16 protein-coding genes and 2 tRNA genes are annotated in these 17442 nt (G+C 72.4%); 11 read left to right on the top strand and 7 right to left on the bottom strand.

The window, feature by feature from the left end; genetic code table 11:
• Positions 1-4: 4 nt before the first annotated feature.
• Positions 5-1459 carry a 3-isopropylmalate dehydratase large subunit gene (gene leuC, locus ACFOX0_RS03640; protein WP_377542027.1) on the bottom strand — a complete coding sequence of 485 codons (1455 nt, stop codon included), beginning with the start codon at positions 1457-1459 and terminating at the stop codon, positions 5-7.
• A gap of 49 nt (positions 1460-1508) precedes the next feature.
• On the opposite strand from leuC, the gene ACFOX0_RS03635 reads away from it, so the two are divergent.
• Entirely contained in the window at positions 1509-2195 is a 687-nt protein-coding gene (locus tag ACFOX0_RS03635) for an IclR family transcriptional regulator (protein ID WP_377542025.1), read from the top strand.
• A gap of 262 nt (positions 2196-2457) precedes the next feature.
• On the opposite strand, the gene ACFOX0_RS03630 is transcribed toward ACFOX0_RS03635, so the two are convergent.
• The 3 genes from ACFOX0_RS03630 to ACFOX0_RS03620 all read right to left on the bottom strand — a co-directional run bounded on the left by ACFOX0_RS03630 (position 2458) and on the right by ACFOX0_RS03620 (position 3596).
• A tRNA-Glu gene (locus ACFOX0_RS03630) sits at positions 2458-2530 on the bottom strand.
• A gap of 88 nt (positions 2531-2618) precedes the next feature.
• Positions 2619-2690: transfer RNA gene (locus ACFOX0_RS03625), tRNA-Gln, on the bottom strand.
• 99 nt (positions 2691-2789) lie between these two features.
• Complete coding sequence (locus ACFOX0_RS03620; protein WP_377542024.1) at positions 2790-3596, bottom strand: fumarylacetoacetate hydrolase family protein; 807 nt, start codon at positions 3594-3596, stop codon at positions 2790-2792.
• A gap of 182 nt (positions 3597-3778) precedes the next feature.
• Here ACFOX0_RS03620 and ACFOX0_RS03615 point away from each other — a divergent pair, with 182 nt between their 5' ends.
• The 7 genes from ACFOX0_RS03615 (at position 3779) to ACFOX0_RS03585 (ending at position 10764) form a co-directional block, all read left to right on the top strand.
• Positions 3779-5092 (top strand): hypothetical protein, encoded by a 1314-nt coding sequence (locus ACFOX0_RS03615; protein WP_377542023.1) that lies wholly within the window; start codon positions 3779-3781, stop codon positions 5090-5092.
• Between the two features lie 75 nt (positions 5093-5167).
• On the top strand, positions 5168-6058 hold the full coding sequence (locus ACFOX0_RS03610) for a 3-methyladenine DNA glycosylase (RefSeq protein WP_377542022.1): 891 nt from the start codon (positions 5168-5170) through the stop codon (positions 6056-6058).
• A gap of 90 nt (positions 6059-6148) precedes the next feature.
• The gene (locus ACFOX0_RS03605; protein ID WP_377542020.1) at positions 6149-6565 is read left to right on the top strand and encodes an SCP2 sterol-binding domain-containing protein; all 417 of its coding nucleotides are present in this window, start codon (positions 6149-6151) and stop codon (positions 6563-6565) included.
• On the top strand, positions 6562-8634 hold the full coding sequence (locus ACFOX0_RS03600; protein WP_377542019.1) for an amylo-alpha-1,6-glucosidase: 2073 nt from the start codon (positions 6562-6564) through the stop codon (positions 8632-8634). The genes ACFOX0_RS03605 and ACFOX0_RS03600 overlap by 4 nt, the downstream gene beginning before the upstream one ends.
• Before the next feature lie 250 nt (positions 8635-8884).
• Positions 8885-10015: a hypothetical protein gene (locus tag ACFOX0_RS03595; RefSeq protein ID WP_377542018.1), complete on the top strand. Its 1131-nt coding sequence runs from the start codon at positions 8885-8887 to the stop codon at positions 10013-10015.
• A 75-nt stretch (positions 10016-10090) separates the two neighbouring features.
• The gene (locus ACFOX0_RS03590; protein ID WP_377542017.1) at positions 10091-10354 is read left to right on the top strand and encodes a hypothetical protein; all 264 of its coding nucleotides are present in this window, start codon (positions 10091-10093) and stop codon (positions 10352-10354) included.
• Positions 10351-10764 (top strand): PIN domain-containing protein, encoded by a 414-nt coding sequence (locus ACFOX0_RS03585; protein ID WP_377542016.1) that lies wholly within the window; start codon positions 10351-10353, stop codon positions 10762-10764. Before ACFOX0_RS03590 ends, ACFOX0_RS03585 begins: the two co-directional genes overlap by 4 nt.
• Before the next feature lie 34 nt (positions 10765-10798).
• On the opposite strand, the gene ACFOX0_RS03580 is transcribed toward ACFOX0_RS03585, so the two are convergent.
• The gene (locus tag ACFOX0_RS03580) at positions 10799-11194 is read right to left on the bottom strand and encodes a VOC family protein (protein ID WP_377542015.1); all 396 of its coding nucleotides are present in this window, start codon (positions 11192-11194) and stop codon (positions 10799-10801) included.
• A 10-nt stretch (positions 11195-11204) separates the two neighbouring features.
• The gene (locus ACFOX0_RS03575; RefSeq protein ID WP_377542014.1) at positions 11205-11939 is read right to left on the bottom strand and encodes an arsenate reductase/protein-tyrosine-phosphatase family protein; all 735 of its coding nucleotides are present in this window, start codon (positions 11937-11939) and stop codon (positions 11205-11207) included.
• A gap of 64 nt (positions 11940-12003) precedes the next feature.
• Here ACFOX0_RS03575 and ACFOX0_RS03570 point away from each other — a divergent pair, with 64 nt between their 5' ends.
• From ACFOX0_RS03570 to ACFOX0_RS03560, 3 genes are all read left to right on the top strand, one after another.
• Complete coding sequence (locus tag ACFOX0_RS03570) at positions 12004-13356, top strand: APC family permease (protein WP_377542013.1); 1353 nt, start codon at positions 12004-12006, stop codon at positions 13354-13356.
• A gap of 72 nt (positions 13357-13428) precedes the next feature.
• Entirely contained in the window at positions 13429-15504 is a 2076-nt protein-coding gene (gene pta / locus ACFOX0_RS03565) for a phosphate acetyltransferase (RefSeq protein ID WP_377542012.1), read from the top strand.
• Between the two features lie 76 nt (positions 15505-15580).
• Complete coding sequence (locus ACFOX0_RS03560) at positions 15581-16690, top strand: acetate kinase (protein ID WP_377542011.1); 1110 nt, start codon at positions 15581-15583, stop codon at positions 16688-16690.
• A gap of 228 nt (positions 16691-16918) precedes the next feature.
• Here the strand turns inward: ACFOX0_RS03560 and arfB are convergent, their stop codons facing one another.
• Positions 16919-17344, bottom strand: a complete 426-nt coding sequence (gene arfB, locus ACFOX0_RS03555; protein WP_377542010.1) for an alternative ribosome rescue aminoacyl-tRNA hydrolase ArfB — start codon at positions 17342-17344, stop codon at positions 16919-16921.
• Positions 17345-17442 lie beyond the last annotated feature (98 nt).

The following is a 17442-nucleotide window of genomic DNA, read 5'->3' as shown; positions in this document are numbered from 1 at the left end:
CTGTCTACAGGTCGGCGGGGGCGGCCAGCCGGCCGGCCACGGCGGTGGCGGCGGCGACCGGCGGCGACACCAGATGGGTGCGCCCGCCCCGGCCCTGCCGGCCCTCGAAGTTCCGGTTGGAGGTGGAGGCGGAGCGCTCGCCGGGCCGCAGGGTGTCCGGGTTCATGCCCAGACACATCGAGCAGCCGGCGAACCGCCATTCCGCCCCGGCATCGGTGAAGACCTTGTCCAGGCCCTCCTGCACGGCCGCCTCCCGGACGGCCGCCGAGCCGGGCACCACCAGCATCCGTACCCCGTCGGCGATTCGATGACCGCGCAGCACGTCGGCGGCGGCCCGCAGGTCCTCCAGCCGCCCGTTGGTGCACGAGCCGAGGAACACCACGTCCACCGGTACGTCCCGGAGCCGGGTGCCGGGCCGCAACGCCATGTACTCCAACGCCCGCCGCGCGGCGGTGCGTTCCGCCTCGGTGGCGAACGACTCCGGGTCCGGCACGGTGTCGGCCAGCGCGCTGCCCTGGCCCGGGTTGGTGCCCCAGGTGACGAACGGGGTGATCCGGCTCGCGTCCAGGTGAACCTCGGCGTCGAACCGGGCGTCCGGGTCGGTGACCAGGCCGCGCCAGTGTTCCACCGCCGCGTCCCAGTCGGCCCCGGCGGGGACGTGCGGCCGGCCCTTGAGGTATTCGAAGGTGGTCTCGTCCGGCGCGATCATGCCCGCCTTGGCGCCCCACTCGATCGACATGTTGGCGATGGTCATCCGCCCCTCCATGGAGAGCCGGCGGATCGCCTCCCCCCGGTACTCCACGATGTGGCCCCGGCCCGCGCCGGTGCCGACCTGGGCGATCAGCGCCAGCACCAGGTCCTTCGGAGTGACGCCGGGGCCCAGTTCGCCGGTCACCGTCACGGCCATCGTCTTCGGCCGGATCTGCGGCAGGGTCTGGGTCGCCAGGACGTGCTCGACCTCGCTGGTGCCGATCCCGAACGCCAGTGCCCCGAAGGCGCCGTGGGTGGAGGTGTGCGAGTCGCCGCAGACGATGGTCATACCGGGCTGGGTCAGTCCGAGCTGCGGGCCGATGACGTGCACGATTCCCTGCCGGTCGTCGCCCAGGGCGTGCAGCTTGACGCCGAACTCCGCGCAGTTGCGGCGCAGCGTCTCCAACTGGGTACGCGAGGTCGGGTCCTGCACGGTCAGCAGGTCCCCCCGGCGTCCCTCGGCGGACCGGTCGGCGTACCCGGTCGGGGTGTTGTGGTCCTCGGTCGCCACGGTCAGGTCGGTACGCCGGACCGTCCGGCCGGCCAACCGGAGCCCGTCGAACGCCTGCGGACTGGTCACCTCGTGCAGCAGGTGCAGGTCGACGTAGAGCAGGTCCGGCTCACCCTCGGCGGACCGGACGACGTGCGCGTCCCAGACCTTCTCGGCCAAAGTCCTCGGCGAGGACGGCTGTGGAGTGACTCCCACCATCTGGACATCCTAAATTCTGGGAGGTATGTTTCGGTTCGTGGGACACAGTATGAGCGGTGTCGGCGTTCTCGACAAGGCGGTGGTCATCCTGGCCGCCTGCGTCGACGGCGCCAGCCTGGCCGAACTCGTCGATCGCACCAAGCTGCCCCGGGCCACCGCGCACCGGCTGGCGCAGGCGCTGGAGATCCACCGGATGCTGGTCCGGGACAGCCAGGGCCGCTGGCGCCCCGGCCCCCGGTTGGGCGAGCTGGCGAACGCCGCCCCGGACGTGCTGCTCACCGCGGCCGAGCCGCTGCTGGCCGCGCTGCGGGACGCCACCGGCGAAAGCGCGCAGCTGTACCTGCGGCGCGCGGACGAGCGGCTCTGCGTGGCCGCCGCCGAGCGCTCCAGTGGCCTGCGGGACACCGTGCCGGTCGGCTCGGTGCTCCCGATGACGGCCGGCTCCGCGGCTCAGGTGCTGCTCGCCTGGGAGCCGCCCGAGGCGGTCATGCCGCTGCTGCCCCGGTGCAAGTTCACCGGCCGCACCCTGGCCGAGGTACGCCGACGCGGCTGGGCGCAGAGCGTCGCCGAACGGGAGGCCGGTGTGGCGAGCGTCTCGGCGCCGATCCGGGACCGTACCGGTCGGGTCATCGCGGCGGTCAGCGTCTCCGGACCGATCGAACGGCTCGGCCGCCGGCCGGGTGAGCGGCACGCGATGGCTGTGGTGCGGGCGGGGCAGCGTCTTAGTGGTCTCTGATCTTTTCTCTGCTCGCCCTGGTCTTCGGGTGGGGTTGGCGGCAGGGTGACCCGCTCTGGGCGGTCAGGCTTGATCCCGACGCGGGTCACCCTGCCGCCAACCCCTGACCTGGTCAGCGTGCTGCCGAGCCTCGCCGCCCGCGTTTGGGAACAACAATTTGGTGTTCTCCGGACACGGAGAGTTACCGGGGTGCATCATGAGAGTTATCGGGGTGCATCATGAAAAAGCCCGCGTCACGTGAGTGACGCGGGCTTGGAACCTGTAGCCCCGACCGGATTCGAACCGGCGCTACCGCCTTGAGAGGGCGGCGTCCTGGGCCACTAGACGACGGGGCCAGAACTTTTCCTGCTCGTTGATCTCTCGATCAACGCTGCCGAACTCTACCAGAGCCAGCACCCGGGGCCCCTGTGAGGGCTCCGGAAGCTGGGGTACCAGGACTCGAACCTAGACTAACTGAACCAGAATCAGTTGGGCTGCCAATTACCCCATACCCCATCGGTGCTTGTCGCACCGAGGATGAACTTTACCGGACCCGGTGGGCGAGGCCAAATCGGGTTACCACCGACCCCCTCGGCCCCGCCCGTCACCGCCCGTTCAGTCCAGCGCGACCACCGGGTTTGACAGCTCACCGATACCCTCGACACTCACCGTCACCATGTCCCCGGCGGCCAGCGGGCTGACCCCGGCCGGGGTGCCGGTGAGGATCAGGTCACCGGGCAGCAGCGTCATCACGTGCGAGACGTACGACACCAGGCCGGGCACGTCGAAGACCATGTCCCGGGTCCGGCCGAGCTGTCGGGTCTCCATCTGCTCCGGGTCGCGGCCCACCTCGCAGCGCACCTCGAGATCGGCGACGTCCAGCTCGGTCTCGATCCACGGACCGATCGGGCAGAACGAGTCGAAGCCCTTGGCCCGGGTCCACTGCCCGTCCGAGCGTTGCAGGTCGCGGGCCGTGACGTCGTTGGCGCAGGTGTAGCCGAAGACCGCCTTGGCCGCCTCGGCCCGGTTCAGCCGCCGGCCCGGGGTGAGTCCGATCACCACGGCGAGTTCCGCCTCGTGCTCGACCTGCTTGGACTGCACGGGCAGCCGGATGGCGTCGTTCGGGCCGATCACCGCCGTGGACGGCTTGAGGAAGATCAGCGGTTCCTTCGGCACCTCGGCACCGTGCTCGGCGGCGTGCTCGGCGTAGTTGCGGCCGACCCCGATCACCTTGCTGGAGAAGATCGGGGCGAGCAGCCGTACGTCCGCCAGGGCCCACCGTTGACCGGTGAACCGGACGTCCTCGAACGGCGTGCTGGCGACCTCCGCCACCGTGAGCCCGCCCAGGCCGGTGGCGGAACGCTCGCCCTCGACCACACCGAAAGACACTCCGCCGGAGTGAACAAAACGTGAGAATCGCACCTGGCCAATCTAGTCGTACCCGGGTCGGAAGTCGGCCTGGCCACGGCCCGGCGGGCGCGGTGGCGCCCGGGACCATACCCCCGGCCGCGCGCCCGTGGCCCGGTTTCCCGCCTTCCCCCGCGAGGCCCGACGGCCGGCGCCTAGCGTCGGCGTCGCAAAGGTCGCGAAGGGGAGGTCGCGAGATGTCCAGGTCGAGCAGGCGACGCGTACCGACGATCGCGCCGGGCACCGCCGGCCGGCCGGCGCTGACGGCGCTGGTGGCGGCGGTGGTCGCGGCGGTGACGCTGCTGGCGCCCGCGGCGCCGGCGGCGGCGGTGGTGCCCGCCACCCCGACGGACCAGCCGACCGCGCCGGCGTCCTCGGCCGGCGCGCCGGCCCCGCCCAGCCCGGTCGCGTCGGCGGCCCCGCCGCCGCCTCCGACGAACGTCACCGTCGCGGTGACGCCGGCCGGCCGGTCGCTTCCCGGGTACGAGATCGAGGTCCGCAACGGCGGCGTCGCGCCGGTGTGGGCCACGGTCCGGCAGGAACTGCCGCCAGGGGTGACCCCGCTGGCGATCAGCGACGACGGCCGGGCCACCGACTCGGCCGTCCGGCCCGGGGTCACCGAGCTGAGCTGGCGGCTGCGGATCCCGCCGTTCACCGCCACCACGGTCAGCGCCACCATGAACGCCGCGGCGACCCCGGCGGTGACCGCGCCGGCCTGTGCCTTCACCGGGTTCGGGCTGGTGCCGGACGACTGCGCGACCGCCACCTGGAGCGCGCCGACGGCGGTCCGGACCGCCTCGACGCCGTGGTGGCGCGGCACGACGGCGGCCGGGGTGGCGGCGATCCTGGTGCTGCTGGCCGCCGCCGTCGCGTTGACCCTGCGGGCCCGACGCCGGCGGCAGCGGCACGACCGGGCGGCGGCGAACGAACTGCTCGCCCACGTCGAGCCGAACGTCTATCCGAAGCCGCGCGATCCGGCGCCGCGCGCGCCCACACCCCGCCGCCGCCCGCCGCTGTGGGCGATGATGGCGGTGGCGTTGGTGCTGCTGGTCGGTGCCTCGGTGGCCGCGCTGTGGACCGCCACCAGCCGGGTCACCGCGATGAACGCCAACCGGCAACCATCCAGCGGCGCCTGGGTCGGCTCGGCGGTGTCCGGCCCGGTCGGCGCACCACTGCGGGAGACCGGATTCGAGTTCACCGTCTACCGGATGAGCTGCCCGCCCGGGGCACGGCAGTGCGTGGCCACCGTCGGCCTGCGCAACGTCTCGCCGCGCGGACAGCAGTGGTACGCCCCGATGCAGCGGGCCTACCTGCCCACCGGCGACTGGGTCACCGCCGACGAGGCGGCCACCCGGGCCGTCAACGGTGGCCGGGACCTGTTCGCCGAGACCGTCCCGCCCGGCGACCGGTACGTGGTGCCGGTGGTGTTCCCGGTCGCCGGCCGACAACCGACCTGGATCGAACTGCGCAGCGAGGTCTTCTCCGCCGGGGTCCGGGTCAACCTGACCTGAACCACCCCGCCATCCGCCGTTCCGCGCCCAGCACCGGTCCGGTGACCGGCGGGAGGACGGCTCTACGCTGGTGGGGTGACCACCGCGCCCGCACCGACCGTCGTGCTCGACGCCGCGGCCTGGCGGGCCCGGCAGGCCGCGCACGCCGAGCGGGCCGACGCCCTCACCGCCGGCCATCGGGCCCGCCGGGCGACGGGCGAGCGGCACGCGATCGACGACTTCCTGTACGACTACTACGGCACCCGCCCCGCCGTGCTCCGACGTTGGCACCCGGGCGTGGGCCTCGCCCTGGCGCCCGGGCCGGACGGTCCCGCCGCACACCGCCGGTGGCGCTGGTACGCCACCGACGCGGACGGCGTCGTGCGCCTCGACGTCGAGGCGTTCCTCGCCGACCGGGCCGAGTCGGTGCGCTTCATCCGTCGACTGCTGTCCGCGATCGCCTCGCGGCCGGCCTTCACCGGCTGCTTCGGCCTGCACGAGTGGGCGATGGTGTACCGCCAGCGTGAGCACCGGCACCCGCTCCCCCTGCGACTCGGCCAGGAGGGCACCGACGCGGTGGTCGAGTCGCACCAGATCCGCTGTACGCACTTCGACGCGTTCCGGTTCTTCACGCCGGAAGCGGTCGGTCTCAACCGGCTCCGGCCCACCAGGGAGAGCCAGGTGGAACTCGACCAGCCGGGCTGCCTGCACGCCTCGATGGACTGCCACAAGTGGGCGACCAAGCTGGGTCCCGCGGTTCCCGGGGAACTGGCACTCGACTGCTTCGAGTTGGCCAGGGACATCCGGTTGCTCGACATGCGGGCGTCCCCGTACGACTTCTCCTCCTACGGGGAACGACCGGTGGCCATCGAGACGCCGGAGGGCAAGGCCGAGTACGTCGCCGGTCAACGGGAGTTCGCGGCGCGCGCCGGCCGGCTCCGCGGCCGGCTGATCGAGGTGTGCGCGGCTCTGGTCGGGATCGACTGACCGAACCGGCGTGCCCGGTGGAGGTGGAATCCGCCGTCGAACGGGAACCCGCCCTGCCGTCCGGGCCATTCGGGATGGAAGGGCGGTGCGATGAACGACACCACCGGTGAGTTCTTCGACCGGCTCAGCCGGTGGGGAAACGTGCCGCGGTTGAAGAAGACCACCGGCACTGTCCGGTTCGACATCACCGACGGTGAACGCAGCAACCATTGGCTGGTCACGATCGACAAAGGTGACGTACGGGTGAGCCAGGAGCACGTCGACGCCAACGCCGTGATCCGCATCGAACCGGCCGTGATGGACCGGATCGCCCTCGGCGAGGTGAAACCACTTGCCGCGTGGCTGCGCAACGACCTGCTCCTGGAGGGGCAGCTGCGGTTCCTCGTCCTGCTCGAGCGGTTGCTACCGGGCCCGCCCGGCTCGCGGCACCCGCGCGACGTGCCGCGCACCGCGCCGCCGAACCGACGGGACCGGGAGCTGGTCCGGAGCCAGGGGCGGCCACGATGATGGCGGACAGGATCAGCATCCTGGACGGTCAGACCTTCGTGGTCAGCGACTGCAACGGCGACATCGACGCCTCGCCCAGCACGGCCACCGGGTTGTTCACCTTCGACACCCGCTACCTGTCCCGCTGGCTGCTGCGAATCAACGGCGAACCCCTGAACTCGCTGTCGGTCGACGACACGACGTACTTCGAGAGCCGGTTCTTCCTGGTGCCCGGCGCGCCGACGCACTACGTCGACGCGAAGGTCTCGGTGATCCGGGAACGCTCCATCGGCGGCGGCTTTTTGGAGAAGGTGACCATCTTCAACCACGACCGGAAACCGGTCGACCTGGACGTGCGCGTCGAGGTGGCGGCGGACTTCCGCGACCTGGCCCGGATCCGGGACGGCAACCCGCAGGTCGGTGAGCACTACGCCCGGGTGGAGAACGGCCGGCTGACGCTGGGCTACCAGCGGGGCCGGTTCCGCCGCGAGGCGAACGTCGCGTGTTCGGCCCAGAACCAGCCGGACCGGCGCGGGCTCAGCATCCCGGTGCACCTGGAGGCGCACGCCAAGACCAGCTTCAAGCTCCGCGTCGTCACCTTCGCGCTCGCCCCGGGCGGGCGGGACATCCGGGACCTGCTCGGCGCGCGGCGGGACCGGTCCAACGACCAGCTGCGCCAGGAACTCGACGAGTGGGTGCGGCAGATGCCCCGGCTGGACTGCGACTGGAAGCCGTTGACGGTCACCTACCAGCGCAGCGTCGTCGACCTCGCGGCGCTGCGGTTCCGTGCCCTGACCAACCCGAACGCGGCCTTCCCCGCCGGCGGCCTGCCCTGGGCGATGACCATCACCGGCCGGGACAGCATCATCACCAGTTTCCAGGCCCTGCCGTTCGTACCCGAGATGGCCAAGAGCACGCTGACGTTCCTCGGCATCGTGCAGGGCAACAACCTCGACGACTTCCGGGACGAGGAACCGGGCAAGATCCAACGCGAGTTCCGGTACGGCGAGACCGCCGCGTTCGAGGAACGGCCGCTGTCGCCGTACTTCGGCAGCGCGGACACCACGCCGCTGTGGCTGATCCTGCTGGACGAGTACGAGCGGTGGACCGGCGACGCGGACCTGGTCCGGGAACTCGAGCCGGAGGCACGTGCCGCGCTGCACTGGCTCGACGAGTTCGGCGACCTGCTCGGCAACGGCTACCTGGCGTACCAGCCGCGCGGCCGGGCCGGCCTGATCAACCAGGGGTGGAAGGAGGCACCGGACGCCATCAGCTACGCCGACGGGTCGCTGCCCGGACTGCCCCGGGCCACCTGCGAACTGCAGGGTTACGCGTACGACGCCCGGATGCGGGCGGCCCGGATGGCCCGGCTGTTCTGGGGCGACCCGACGATGGCCGACCGGTTGGAGAAGCAGGCGGAGGCGCTGAAGGAACGGTTCAACGAGGACTTCTGGATCGGGCGGCTGGGCTACTACGCGGTCGCGCTGGACTCCGACGGCCGGCAGGTCGACGCGCTCGCCTCGAACATCGGGCACCTGTTGTGGAGCGGCATCGTCGACGAATCCCGGGCCGGCCGGATCGTCGAGCATCTGGTCGGGCCGCGGATGTTTACCGGCTGGGGGATCCGCAGCCTGGCCACCAGCGCGGCGCGGTACAACCCGATCGGCTACCAGACCGGCGCGGTCTGGCCGTGGGACAACTCGTTCATCACCCTGGGCATGCGCCGGTACGGTTTCACCGCCGAGGCCGCCCTGGTCACCGAGAGCGTGCTGGAGGCGGGTTACACCTTCGGCGGTCGGCTGCCGGAGTGCTTCGGCGGCTACGAGCGGTCCGATACCAAGCACCCGGTCGAGTACCCGAGCGCGTGCAGCCCGCAGGCCTGGTCGACCGGTGCGACGCTCATGTTCCTGCGGACCCTGCTCGGGCTGAAACCGGTCGAGGAATACCTGGTGACCCAGCCCGCGGTGCCCGCCAGCATCGACCGGATCGACCTGCTCAACATTCCCGGTCGGTGGGGGCTCGCCGACGCGCTCGGCCGGGGTCAGGCGGACCTGGGTCGCCGCCGCGAGGGCGTACCGGTGTTGCGTTGAGGCGTCCCCGGCGCGGACGCCGCGGTGTCGTCACGCGGACAATGAAAACCCCCTGACCAGGGGTTATGTCGCGTGACCTGGACGCGTATGGTTCGTTTACACGTTCCACCGACCGGGCCACCGGCCACCGGCCACCGGCCACGGGCCACCGGCCACCAGTTACCGGCCGACCGGTGGTGGACGGCGCACGACCGGCGACGGGGCCTGTCGACACCCCACTCGTTCGCGACCTGCGCCGGAGGTGTGCGCGGTGACGCTCTTCGGCTGGGACACCAGCGACTACGACGTCGGCAGGGGCCTGACCCGGGCCCGGGTGACCGACGCCGCCGGACTCGGCATCACGTTCCTGACCTGCAAGGGCACCGAACAGTCGCCGTCCGCGGTGTTCCGCAGTCAGCACTGCGGCTGGATCCTGGCCACCGCCCGCGACGCCCGGATCCCGTTCCTCGGCATGTACGTCGTCGTCCGCTCCGGGGTGCCGGCCGCGACGCAGGCGGGGACGCTCGTCAGCTACGCCAACAGCCAGGTGCCGTGGTGGTCCGCCTTCCCCGGCTTCTTCTGGCAGGTCGACCTGGAACGCTGGCCGTACGACCAGGTCTCCCCGTCCGTCGGGGTCCAGGTCGCCAACGAGCTGGAGGCCCGGACGGCCAAGACCGCCCTGATGTACGCCTCGAAGGGCCAGTACGGCACCAGCCCGCTCGGCGACTTCCCCCGGTGGAACGCCAACTATCCGTACAACCTGGACGAGAACTTCACGACGGCCTACCAACGGGCCGGCGGCGACACCGGGCCCGGCTGGACGGCGTACGGCAGCCCGCTCACCCTGCCCCGGATCTGGCAGTACACCAGCACCGCGCGGATCGGGGCGCAGCGGACCTGCGACGCCAACGCCTTCCGTGGCACCGCCGCCGACTTCGCCACCATGATCGGAACTTCGGCACCAGGGGAACTCGACGTGAAAGCAGCCAATCTCGTCACCGCGGCCCGCGGTTTCACCATCCCGACCGACGGCGCCTTCCACAACCTGCGCTGGAGCGACGGCAACTACGCGTACTCGCTGCCGGGCAGTGGTTACGTGGCCCACCAGGTCAAGCTCGACCTGCGCGGGCTGCTGCCCGGGGACCTGGTCCGGATCGAGGCGGTCTACGAGTACCCCGGCAATCCCGCGCCGTACCGGCAACTGTTGGCGCAACTGACGGTGAGCGTGGACCCGGCCAACTACGGCGGACAGTTCGTGGTGGCCAGCCCGAACGAGAACCACCAGATGGTGGCCGGGACGAGCATCACGTTCGCCGCGGCGGTCACCGCCGGAGCGGGCAACCCGGCCCGGACCCTCACCTTCGGCGGCGCCACCCGCAAGTCCGTCCTGCTGTTCGCCTGACTCCGGCGCGCCGGGGAGTTCCGCATCCGCCGCGATCATGCAACAACGGGGAGGATGCGCGGTAGGATTAGTGGCATGACTGATCCCACCAGCAAATATTCGATCACCATGCCGCGTGACATCGCGGACGCCGCCAAGGCCCGGAGCGGTCCTTCGGGACTGTCCGCCTACGTCACCGCCGCCGTCGCCCGCCAAATTGAACGGGACAACCTCAACGAACTCGTCGCCGTGGCCGAGGCCGAACACGGTCCCATCACGGACGACGAGATCCAGGCTCTGCGCGACCAACTCCTGCAGGCTCGCCGCCAGCAGCCACGCAACACGGCAGACGCCGCGTGACCCGGTCCCCCGCCGTTCCCGGAGGCACCCTCGTCCTTGACAGCGAAGGCCTGGCCCAAGCTGTCCTGCGCAACCGTACGATCACCGGCTGGCTTGCTCTTGCCCGCGCCGACGACCTACGCGTGATCACGTCAGCGGCCACCCTCGTTGAGGTGGTCCACCCGCGGATCAACCGACCGGCGCTGGACTGGACCCTGTCCCGCCTCATAGTCGAGCCGGTCACCGAACCCATCGCCCGCCACGCGGCTGCCCTGCTCGCCAACGCCGGTCTGCACGGCCACAAGTACGCCATCGACGCCATGCTCGGCGCCACGGCCCTCGCCGCCCCCGAGCCAGCCACAATCGTTACCTCAGACCCGGACGACCTCCGCGCGCTGTGCGGTAGCCGCGTCACCGTCGTCAAGATCTGACGCGAGGCCGGACCCGCTCGTGCCGCTGCTCCGGTCAGGGTATGGCGGTCCGGTGGGCGGGTTGGAACAGTTCGACGAGGTTGCCGGCCGGGTCGGCGAGCAGGATCTGCCGTCCGCCGGGGCCGGAGACCAGTTCGCTGCGGAACGCCAGTCCCGCGCCGCGCAGCCGGTCGACCTCGGTGGCCAGGTCGTCGACGATCAGGTGGATCCGGTTCCGGCCGGCGCCGGTGGCGTCCTCGGGGGTGGCCCGGGCACCCGAACTGGCCGGCCCGGACAGCAGCAGCCGCAGCGGACCGCGGACCACGTCGGCGAACGCGGGTACGGCGTTGGTGTTCACCGTGAAGCCGAGGTGGGTGGTGTAGAAGTCGACGGCCGCCTGGACGTCGTCGACGAGGTAGCGGACACTGGCGTACCGGTCGGTCTCCGTCATGGCCTTCTCCTCACTGAACGGTTGCGCCCAGGACGGGCACCAGGTGCCGGATCCGGGTGTCGATGTCGGTCGCGGTGCGCCGGAAGTCCGTCCCGGCGGCGGTGGCGGGGTCCGCGACGCTCCAGTGCACCCGTCGGGGACGGCCGGGGAAGTCGGGGCAGGCCTCGCGGGCCTTGTCGCAGAGGGTGATCACGTAGTCGAACCGGCGGCGGGCGACCGAGTCCAGGTGCCGGGGGCGCTGGGCGGTGAGGTCGATGCCGTACCCGTCGCGGAGCACCCGGACCGCCTCGGCATGCAGGCGGTCCTTGGGCCGACTGCCGGCGCTGGTCACCTCGGCCCGGCCGCCGGTGTGGTGGCGCAGCAGCGCCTCGGCGATCGGCGAGCGGGCGCTGTTGCCGGTGCAGACGAAGAGCACGGCGGCCCGGGCCGGGACGGAGGCGGAGGCGGGCGGGCGCAGCGCCGGGTGCAGCGCGGCGCCGGTCTCGGCCAGCGCGGCCGCGCACCGGTCCAGGTCGAGGTGGTAGTAGCTGTCCCGACCGTCGAAGCTGCTGCGCGTGCCGGTGACCAGGCCACCCTCGCGCAACAGCCGCAGGTGGTAGGAGACCAGGTTCTGCGGCTCGCCGACCAGCGTCACCAACTCCCGTACCCGATGGTCGCCGCCCGCGAGCGCGGCCAGCAACCGCCAGCGCAGCGGGTGCGCGGCGAGCCGCAGGAACGTCGGAGTTGCTTGACCCGTCGACGTCATGGCAGCAGACTACATCAAATCATTTTGATGGAATAGCGGTACCGGAAGCGGGGATGGGAGCGGGATGGCCGAGTCGCAGTCCCGGCCGGGTGCCAGGGACCGGTTGGCGCGTCGGCTGGGCACAGGCGACGCGGTGGTCATCGGACTGGGCTCGATGATCGGAGCCGGCGTCTTCGCCGCGTTCGGGCCGGCGGCCCGGGTGGCCGGCACCGGCCTGTTGATCGGGCTGGTGATCGCCGCGGTCATCGCCTACTGCAACGCGGTCGCCTCGGCGCAGTTGGCGACCACCTACCCGACCTCCGGCGGCACCTACGTCTACGGGCGGGAACGTCTCGGCCACTGGTGGGGTTTCACCGCCGGCTGGGGCTTCGTCGTGGGCAAGACCGCGTCGTGTACGGCGATGGCGCTCACCTTCGCCTCGTACGCGGTGCCCGGCCCGTGGTGGGCGCAGCGGGCCGTGGCGGTCGCGGGCGTGGTGGGCCTGGCGGCGCTGAACTACCGGGGCGTCACCCGGACCGCCGCGCTGACCCGGGTGCTGGTCGCCGCGAGCCTGACCGCCCTGACCGTCGTGGTGGTCGGCATCGCGGTGGGCGGCCGGGCGAGCACGGCGAACCTGGCCGGCTGGCCGGCCCTGGGCAGCGGCGGCGCCTACGGCATTTTCCAGGCCGCCGGCCTGCTCTTCTTCGCCTTCGCCGGGTACGCCCGCATCGCCACCATGGGCGAGGAGGTCCACGACCCGCGCCGCACCATCCCCCGGGCCATCCCGCTCGCCCTGTTCATCACCATGGCCGTCTACCTCGTCGTCGGGACCGCCGCCCTGCTGGCCGCCGGCCCGCACCGGCTGGCCACCGCCGCCGCGCCGCTGGCCACCGCCGTACAGGCCGCCGGCGCCGGCGCGCTGACCCCGGTCGTACGCGTCGGGGGTGCGCTCGCCGCCCTCGGCGCGCTGCTGGCCCTGATCGCCGGCATCGGGCGGACCGGTCTGGCGATGGCCCGCCAGGGTGACCTACCGCGCTGGCTGGCCGCCGTCCACCCGCGCCACCGGGTGCCACACCACGCCGAGGTGGCCCTCGCCGTGGTGGTCGGTGCGCTGGTGGCCACAGTGGACCTGCGCGGCGCGATCGGCTTCTCGTCGTTCGGGGTGCTGGTCTACTACGCCATCGCCAACGCCGCCGCGTTCACCCAACCGGCCGACCAGCGGCGCTGGCCGCGTTGGCTCAACGTGCTCGGCGTGGCCGGCTGCCTGACCCTGGTCGCCACCCTGCCCTGGCAATCGGTCGCCGCCGGCCTCGCCATGTTCGCCGTCGGCCTCACCGGCCGCGCCGTCATCCTGTCCCGCGACGTGGCGGGCGCATCTCGATCACCTGCCGACGGCCCGCCCGGAGCCGCGCGGGATATCTCAGAAGATGGCTCATGAGCGGGTGCCTCCGCGGGCGTGCCGTCCGGATGGTCCCGGTCCTCGCCAACCGTTCTCGGGTAGGTTGATCGAGTGGCACGCGGAGTCTACGTCGCCGGTCTGGGCCCAGGTGGCGGCAAGGGGACGATCGCGCTCGGGCTGACCGAGCTGTTGTCGCGTCGGACCGCCCGGATCGGGGTCTTCCGGCCGCTGGCGCCCGCCGAGGGCGTCGACCCGCTGCTGCGACTGCTGATCGACCGGTACCCGACACCCGTTCCGTACGCCGACGCGTACGGGGTGACCGACGCCGAGGCGGCCGCGATGGTGGCCGACGGGCGTCGGGAGGAGCTGATCGGCCGCATCGTCGAGCGGTACCGGGCCCTGGAACGCCACTGCGCCGCGGTGGTCGTGGTCGGCAGCGACTTCGCCGACGGCGCGGGCGGCGACCATCCCGGTGAGCTGCCCCGCGAGCTGGCCTTCAACGCCCGGCTGGCGACCGAGCTCGGCAGCGTCGTGGTGGCCGTGGTGGACGGGCTGGACCAACCGGCCGGCTCCGTCGCGGCCGGCGTCCGCAGCGCCTACCACTCCCTGGTGGACCTGGACGCCACCGTCCTGGCCGTGGTCGCCAACCGGGTCGGCCCCGGCGTCCCGGTGCCGGACGGGCTACCGGTGCCGGTGTACGCGATCCCGGAGGTGCCGGCGGTGTCCGCGCCGACGGTGGCCGAGGTGGCCGCGGCCCTGGACGCGACGGTGCTGACCGGCGGGCCCGCCGCGTTGGACCGGGACGTGCGGGGCTTCGTCGTCGGCGCCGCCCACGTGCCGGTCCTGCTCGACCACCTGACCGACGGCGCGCTGATGATCACCCCGGGGGACCGGGCCGACCTGCTGGTGGCCGCCAGCGCCGCGCACGCCGCCGGCCAGGTCACCCTCGCCGGCCTGGTGCTCACCCTCGGCGAGCCGCCGGACCGGCGCGCGGTCCGGGTCATCGAGCGGTTGAACACCGGGCTGGCGACCCTGCTGACCGACACGGACAGCTACCAGACGATCGCCGCGGCCAGCCGCATCGAGAGCCGGCTGAGCGCGGCGAACCCGCGCAAGGTGGAGGCCGCGCTGGGCGCGTTCGAGGCGGCGGTGGACACCGCCGAACTGGCCCGCCGGCTGGAGGTCACCCGCTCGAACCGGGTCACCCCGCTGATGTTCTCCAACGACCTGATCGACCGGGCCCGGGCCGACCGGCGACACCTGGTCCTGCCCGAGGGGACCGAGGAACGGATCCTGTGGGCCGCCGAGACGATCCTGCGCCGCCAGGTGGCCGACCTGACCCTGCTCGGCGACCCCGACGAGATCACCCGTCGGGCCCGGGAACTCGGCGTCGACGTGGCGTCGGCGCGGCTGGTGAACCCGGCCACCAGCCCCTGGCGGGACGACTTCGCCGCCGCGTACGCCGAGGCCCGCAAACACCGTCAGGTCAGCCTGGACCTGGCGCGCGACGTGATCCGCGACGTGAACTACTTCGGCACGCTGATGGTCGCCGCCGGACACGCCGACGGGATGGTCTCCGGCGCCGCGCACACCACCGCGGCGACGATCCGTCCCGCGTTCGAGATCATCCGGACCGTGCCGGGCGTCTCGGTGGCCTCCAGCGTCTTCTTCATGCTGCTCGCCGACCGGGTGCTGGTGTACGGCGACTGCGCGGTGAACCCGGACCCGGACGCCGCCGCGCTGGCCGACATCGCCGTCTCCTCGGCCGACACGGCGGCCCGGTTCGGCATCGAGCCGCGGTTGGCGATGCTGTCGTACTCGACCGGCAGCTCCGGCGCCGGTGCCGACGTGGAGAAGGTCGCCGCGGCCACCGAACTGGTCCGGCAGCGCCGGCCCGACCTGCCGGTGGCCGGCCCGATCCAGTACGACGCCGCGATCGACCCCGCGGTGGCGGCCGCCAAGCTGCCCGGCGACACGGTCGCCGGCCGGGCCACCGTGTTCGTCTTTCCGGACCTGAACACCGGCAACAACACCTACAAGGCGGTGCAGCGCTCGGCCGGGGCGGTCGCCGTCGGCCCGGTCATGCAGGGGCTGCGCCGGCCGGTGAACGACCTGTCCCGGGGCGCCACCGTCAAGGACATCGTCAACACGGTGGCCATCACGGCGATCCAGGCGGCGACGGCGTGAGCGACCGTAGGGAGCGAACCATCAGGCGCGGTGCGTCGGTGTCTCGCGGCGGTCCGCAGCGCAGCGGAGGACCGGCGTGACCGACCGGGTGCTCGTCCTCAACGCCGGTTCGTCGTCACTGAAGTACCGCCTCTTCGACGGGACCGATCCCGTCACGCACGGCCTGGTCGAACGGATCGGCGAGCCGGGCGGCGACGCGGCCGATCACGCCGCCGCGCTGCGGGCCGTACTGTCCGGGCTGGACCTGTCCGGGTTGGCCGCGGTCGGCCACCGGGTGGTGCACGGCGGCGCCGAGTTCACCGCCCCGACGGTGGTCGACGACGCGGTGTGTGCTGCGGTGCGCCGGCTGATCCCGCTCGCCCCGCTGCACAATCCGGCCAACCTGGCCGGCATCGAGGTGGCCCGCGAACTGCTGCCGGACGTACCGCAGGTGGCCGTCTTCGACACCGCCTTCCACGCCACCATGCCCGAGGCGGTGGCCAGCTACGCGATCGACGTCGAGGTGGCGCGGCGGTGGCGCATCCGCCGGTACGGCTTCCACGGCACCTCGCACGCGTACGTCTCCCGGCGTACCGCTCTGCTGCTCGGCCGCCCGCCGGCCGAAATCAACGTGATCAGCTTGCACCTGGGCAACGGTGCCAGCGCCTGCGCGGTGCGCGGCGGGCGCAGCGTGGCCACCTCGATGGGCATGTCCCCGCTGCCCGGCCTGGTGATGGGCACCCGCAGCGGCGACATCGACCCGGCGGTGGTGTTCCACCTGCACCGGGTCGGTGGCCTGTCCGTCGACGAGATCGACGACCTGCTCAACCACGAGGGCGGGCTGCGCGGCCTGACCGGCGAGAACGACATGCGGGCGATCCTGCGCCGCCGCAAGGCCGGGGACCGGGCCGCCGCGCTGGCCTTCGACGTGTACGTCACCCGCGTCAAGGAGTACGTCGGCGGGTACCTGGCGCTGCTCGGTCGGCTCAACGCGATCTCGTTCACCGCCGGCGTCGGGGAGAACTCCCCCGCCGTGCGGGCCGCCGCCCTGGACGGCCTGACCGGGCTCGGCATCGCCGTGGACCCGGACCGCAACGCGCGGGGCGAGTCTGTCATCTCCCCGCCGCACTCACCGGTAACCGTCTGCGTGGTGCACACCGACGAGGAGTTGGAGATTGCCGAGCAGGCCCGGCAGGCACTCCGGTAGGCGGCCAGCCCCCGGGGTGAGTGGCCGCTCGTCCCGACCGTCGACGGCCGACGAACCGGTCCGATTCCGCTCCCGTTTCCTCGCCTGGGTCCGCCCCGACGGCCTGCTCTGACCGCCCGGCGAATGCAGCTCCTGATCACTGACGGATTTCCGGTACGACACGCCGGGGTGGCAACCGAAAAACTGTCAGCGATCATGAAACCCGGTGGCCACGGGCGCGAGAGGGCGTCAGTCGCCGTCGACGCGGCGTTGTTGCTTGCGCAGTGACTGGCGTTTCTTGTCGTCCAGTCGGCGCTGCTTGGCGCCCCGGCTCGGCTTGGTGGGCCGGCGGGGTGGCGGGGGCGGGGCGGTCGCCTCGCGCAGCAGGGCGGCCAGCCGTTCCCGGGCCGCCTCCCGGTTGGCCAGCTGCGCCCGGTGCTCGCTGGCGGTGATGGTGACGACCCCGTCGACCAGCCGGCCGGCGAGGCGCTCCCGGATCCGGTCCCGCAGCCAGTCCGGCAGAGTCGGCGACGAACCGACGTCGAAGCTCAGCTCCACCCGGGAGTCGGTGGTGTTCACCCCCTGGCCGCCCGGCCCGGACGACCGGGAGAACCGCTCCCGCAGCTCGGCAGCCGGGATGACCAGCCGGTCACTCACCCGCAGATCATCCGCCACACCGCCAGGCTAACCGAACGGGTGGCCTCTCCTCCGGCCCACCGACTCCCCGCCGCCCTCCCGCACCCCGCACTGCACTGCGCCGCGCGCACGGCGGC

This window comes from Micromonospora zhanjiangensis (assembly GCF_042650605.1).
Classification (GTDB): domain Bacteria; phylum Actinomycetota; class Actinomycetes; order Mycobacteriales; family Micromonosporaceae; genus Micromonospora_J; species Micromonospora_J zhanjiangensis.
Note: the sequence above shows the minus strand (reverse complement) of the source record. Positions and strands in the feature narration are given on the sequence as shown.

What these genes read in the sequence shown, in the direction of transcription:
- ACFOX0_RS03580 (WP_377542015.1), bottom strand. Translation starts at nt 11,194, where the DNA reads ATGACGGAGACCGACCGGTACGCCAGTGTCCGCTACCTCGTCGACGAC.
- ACFOX0_RS03605 (WP_377542020.1), top strand. Translation starts at nt 6,149, where the DNA reads ATGAACGACACCACCGGTGAGTTCTTCGACCGGCTCAGCCGGTGGGGA.
- ACFOX0_RS03575 (WP_377542014.1), bottom strand. Translation starts at nt 11,939, where the DNA reads ATGACGTCGACGGGTCAAGCAACTCCGACGTTCCTGCGGCTCGCCGCG.
- leuC (WP_377542027.1), bottom strand. Translation starts at nt 1,459, where the DNA reads ATGGTGGGAGTCACTCCACAGCCGTCCTCGCCGAGGACTTTGGCCGAG.
- ACFOX0_RS03570 (WP_377542013.1), top strand. Translation starts at nt 12,004, where the DNA reads ATGGCCGAGTCGCAGTCCCGGCCGGGTGCCAGGGACCGGTTGGCGCGT.
- ACFOX0_RS03600 (WP_377542019.1), top strand. Translation starts at nt 6,562, where the DNA reads ATGATGGCGGACAGGATCAGCATCCTGGACGGTCAGACCTTCGTGGTC.
- ACFOX0_RS03615 (WP_377542023.1), top strand. Translation starts at nt 3,779, where the DNA reads ATGTCCAGGTCGAGCAGGCGACGCGTACCGACGATCGCGCCGGGCACC.
- ACFOX0_RS03590 (WP_377542017.1), top strand. Translation starts at nt 10,091, where the DNA reads ATGACTGATCCCACCAGCAAATATTCGATCACCATGCCGCGTGACATC.
- ACFOX0_RS03635 (WP_377542025.1), top strand. Translation starts at nt 1,509, where the DNA reads ATGAGCGGTGTCGGCGTTCTCGACAAGGCGGTGGTCATCCTGGCCGCC.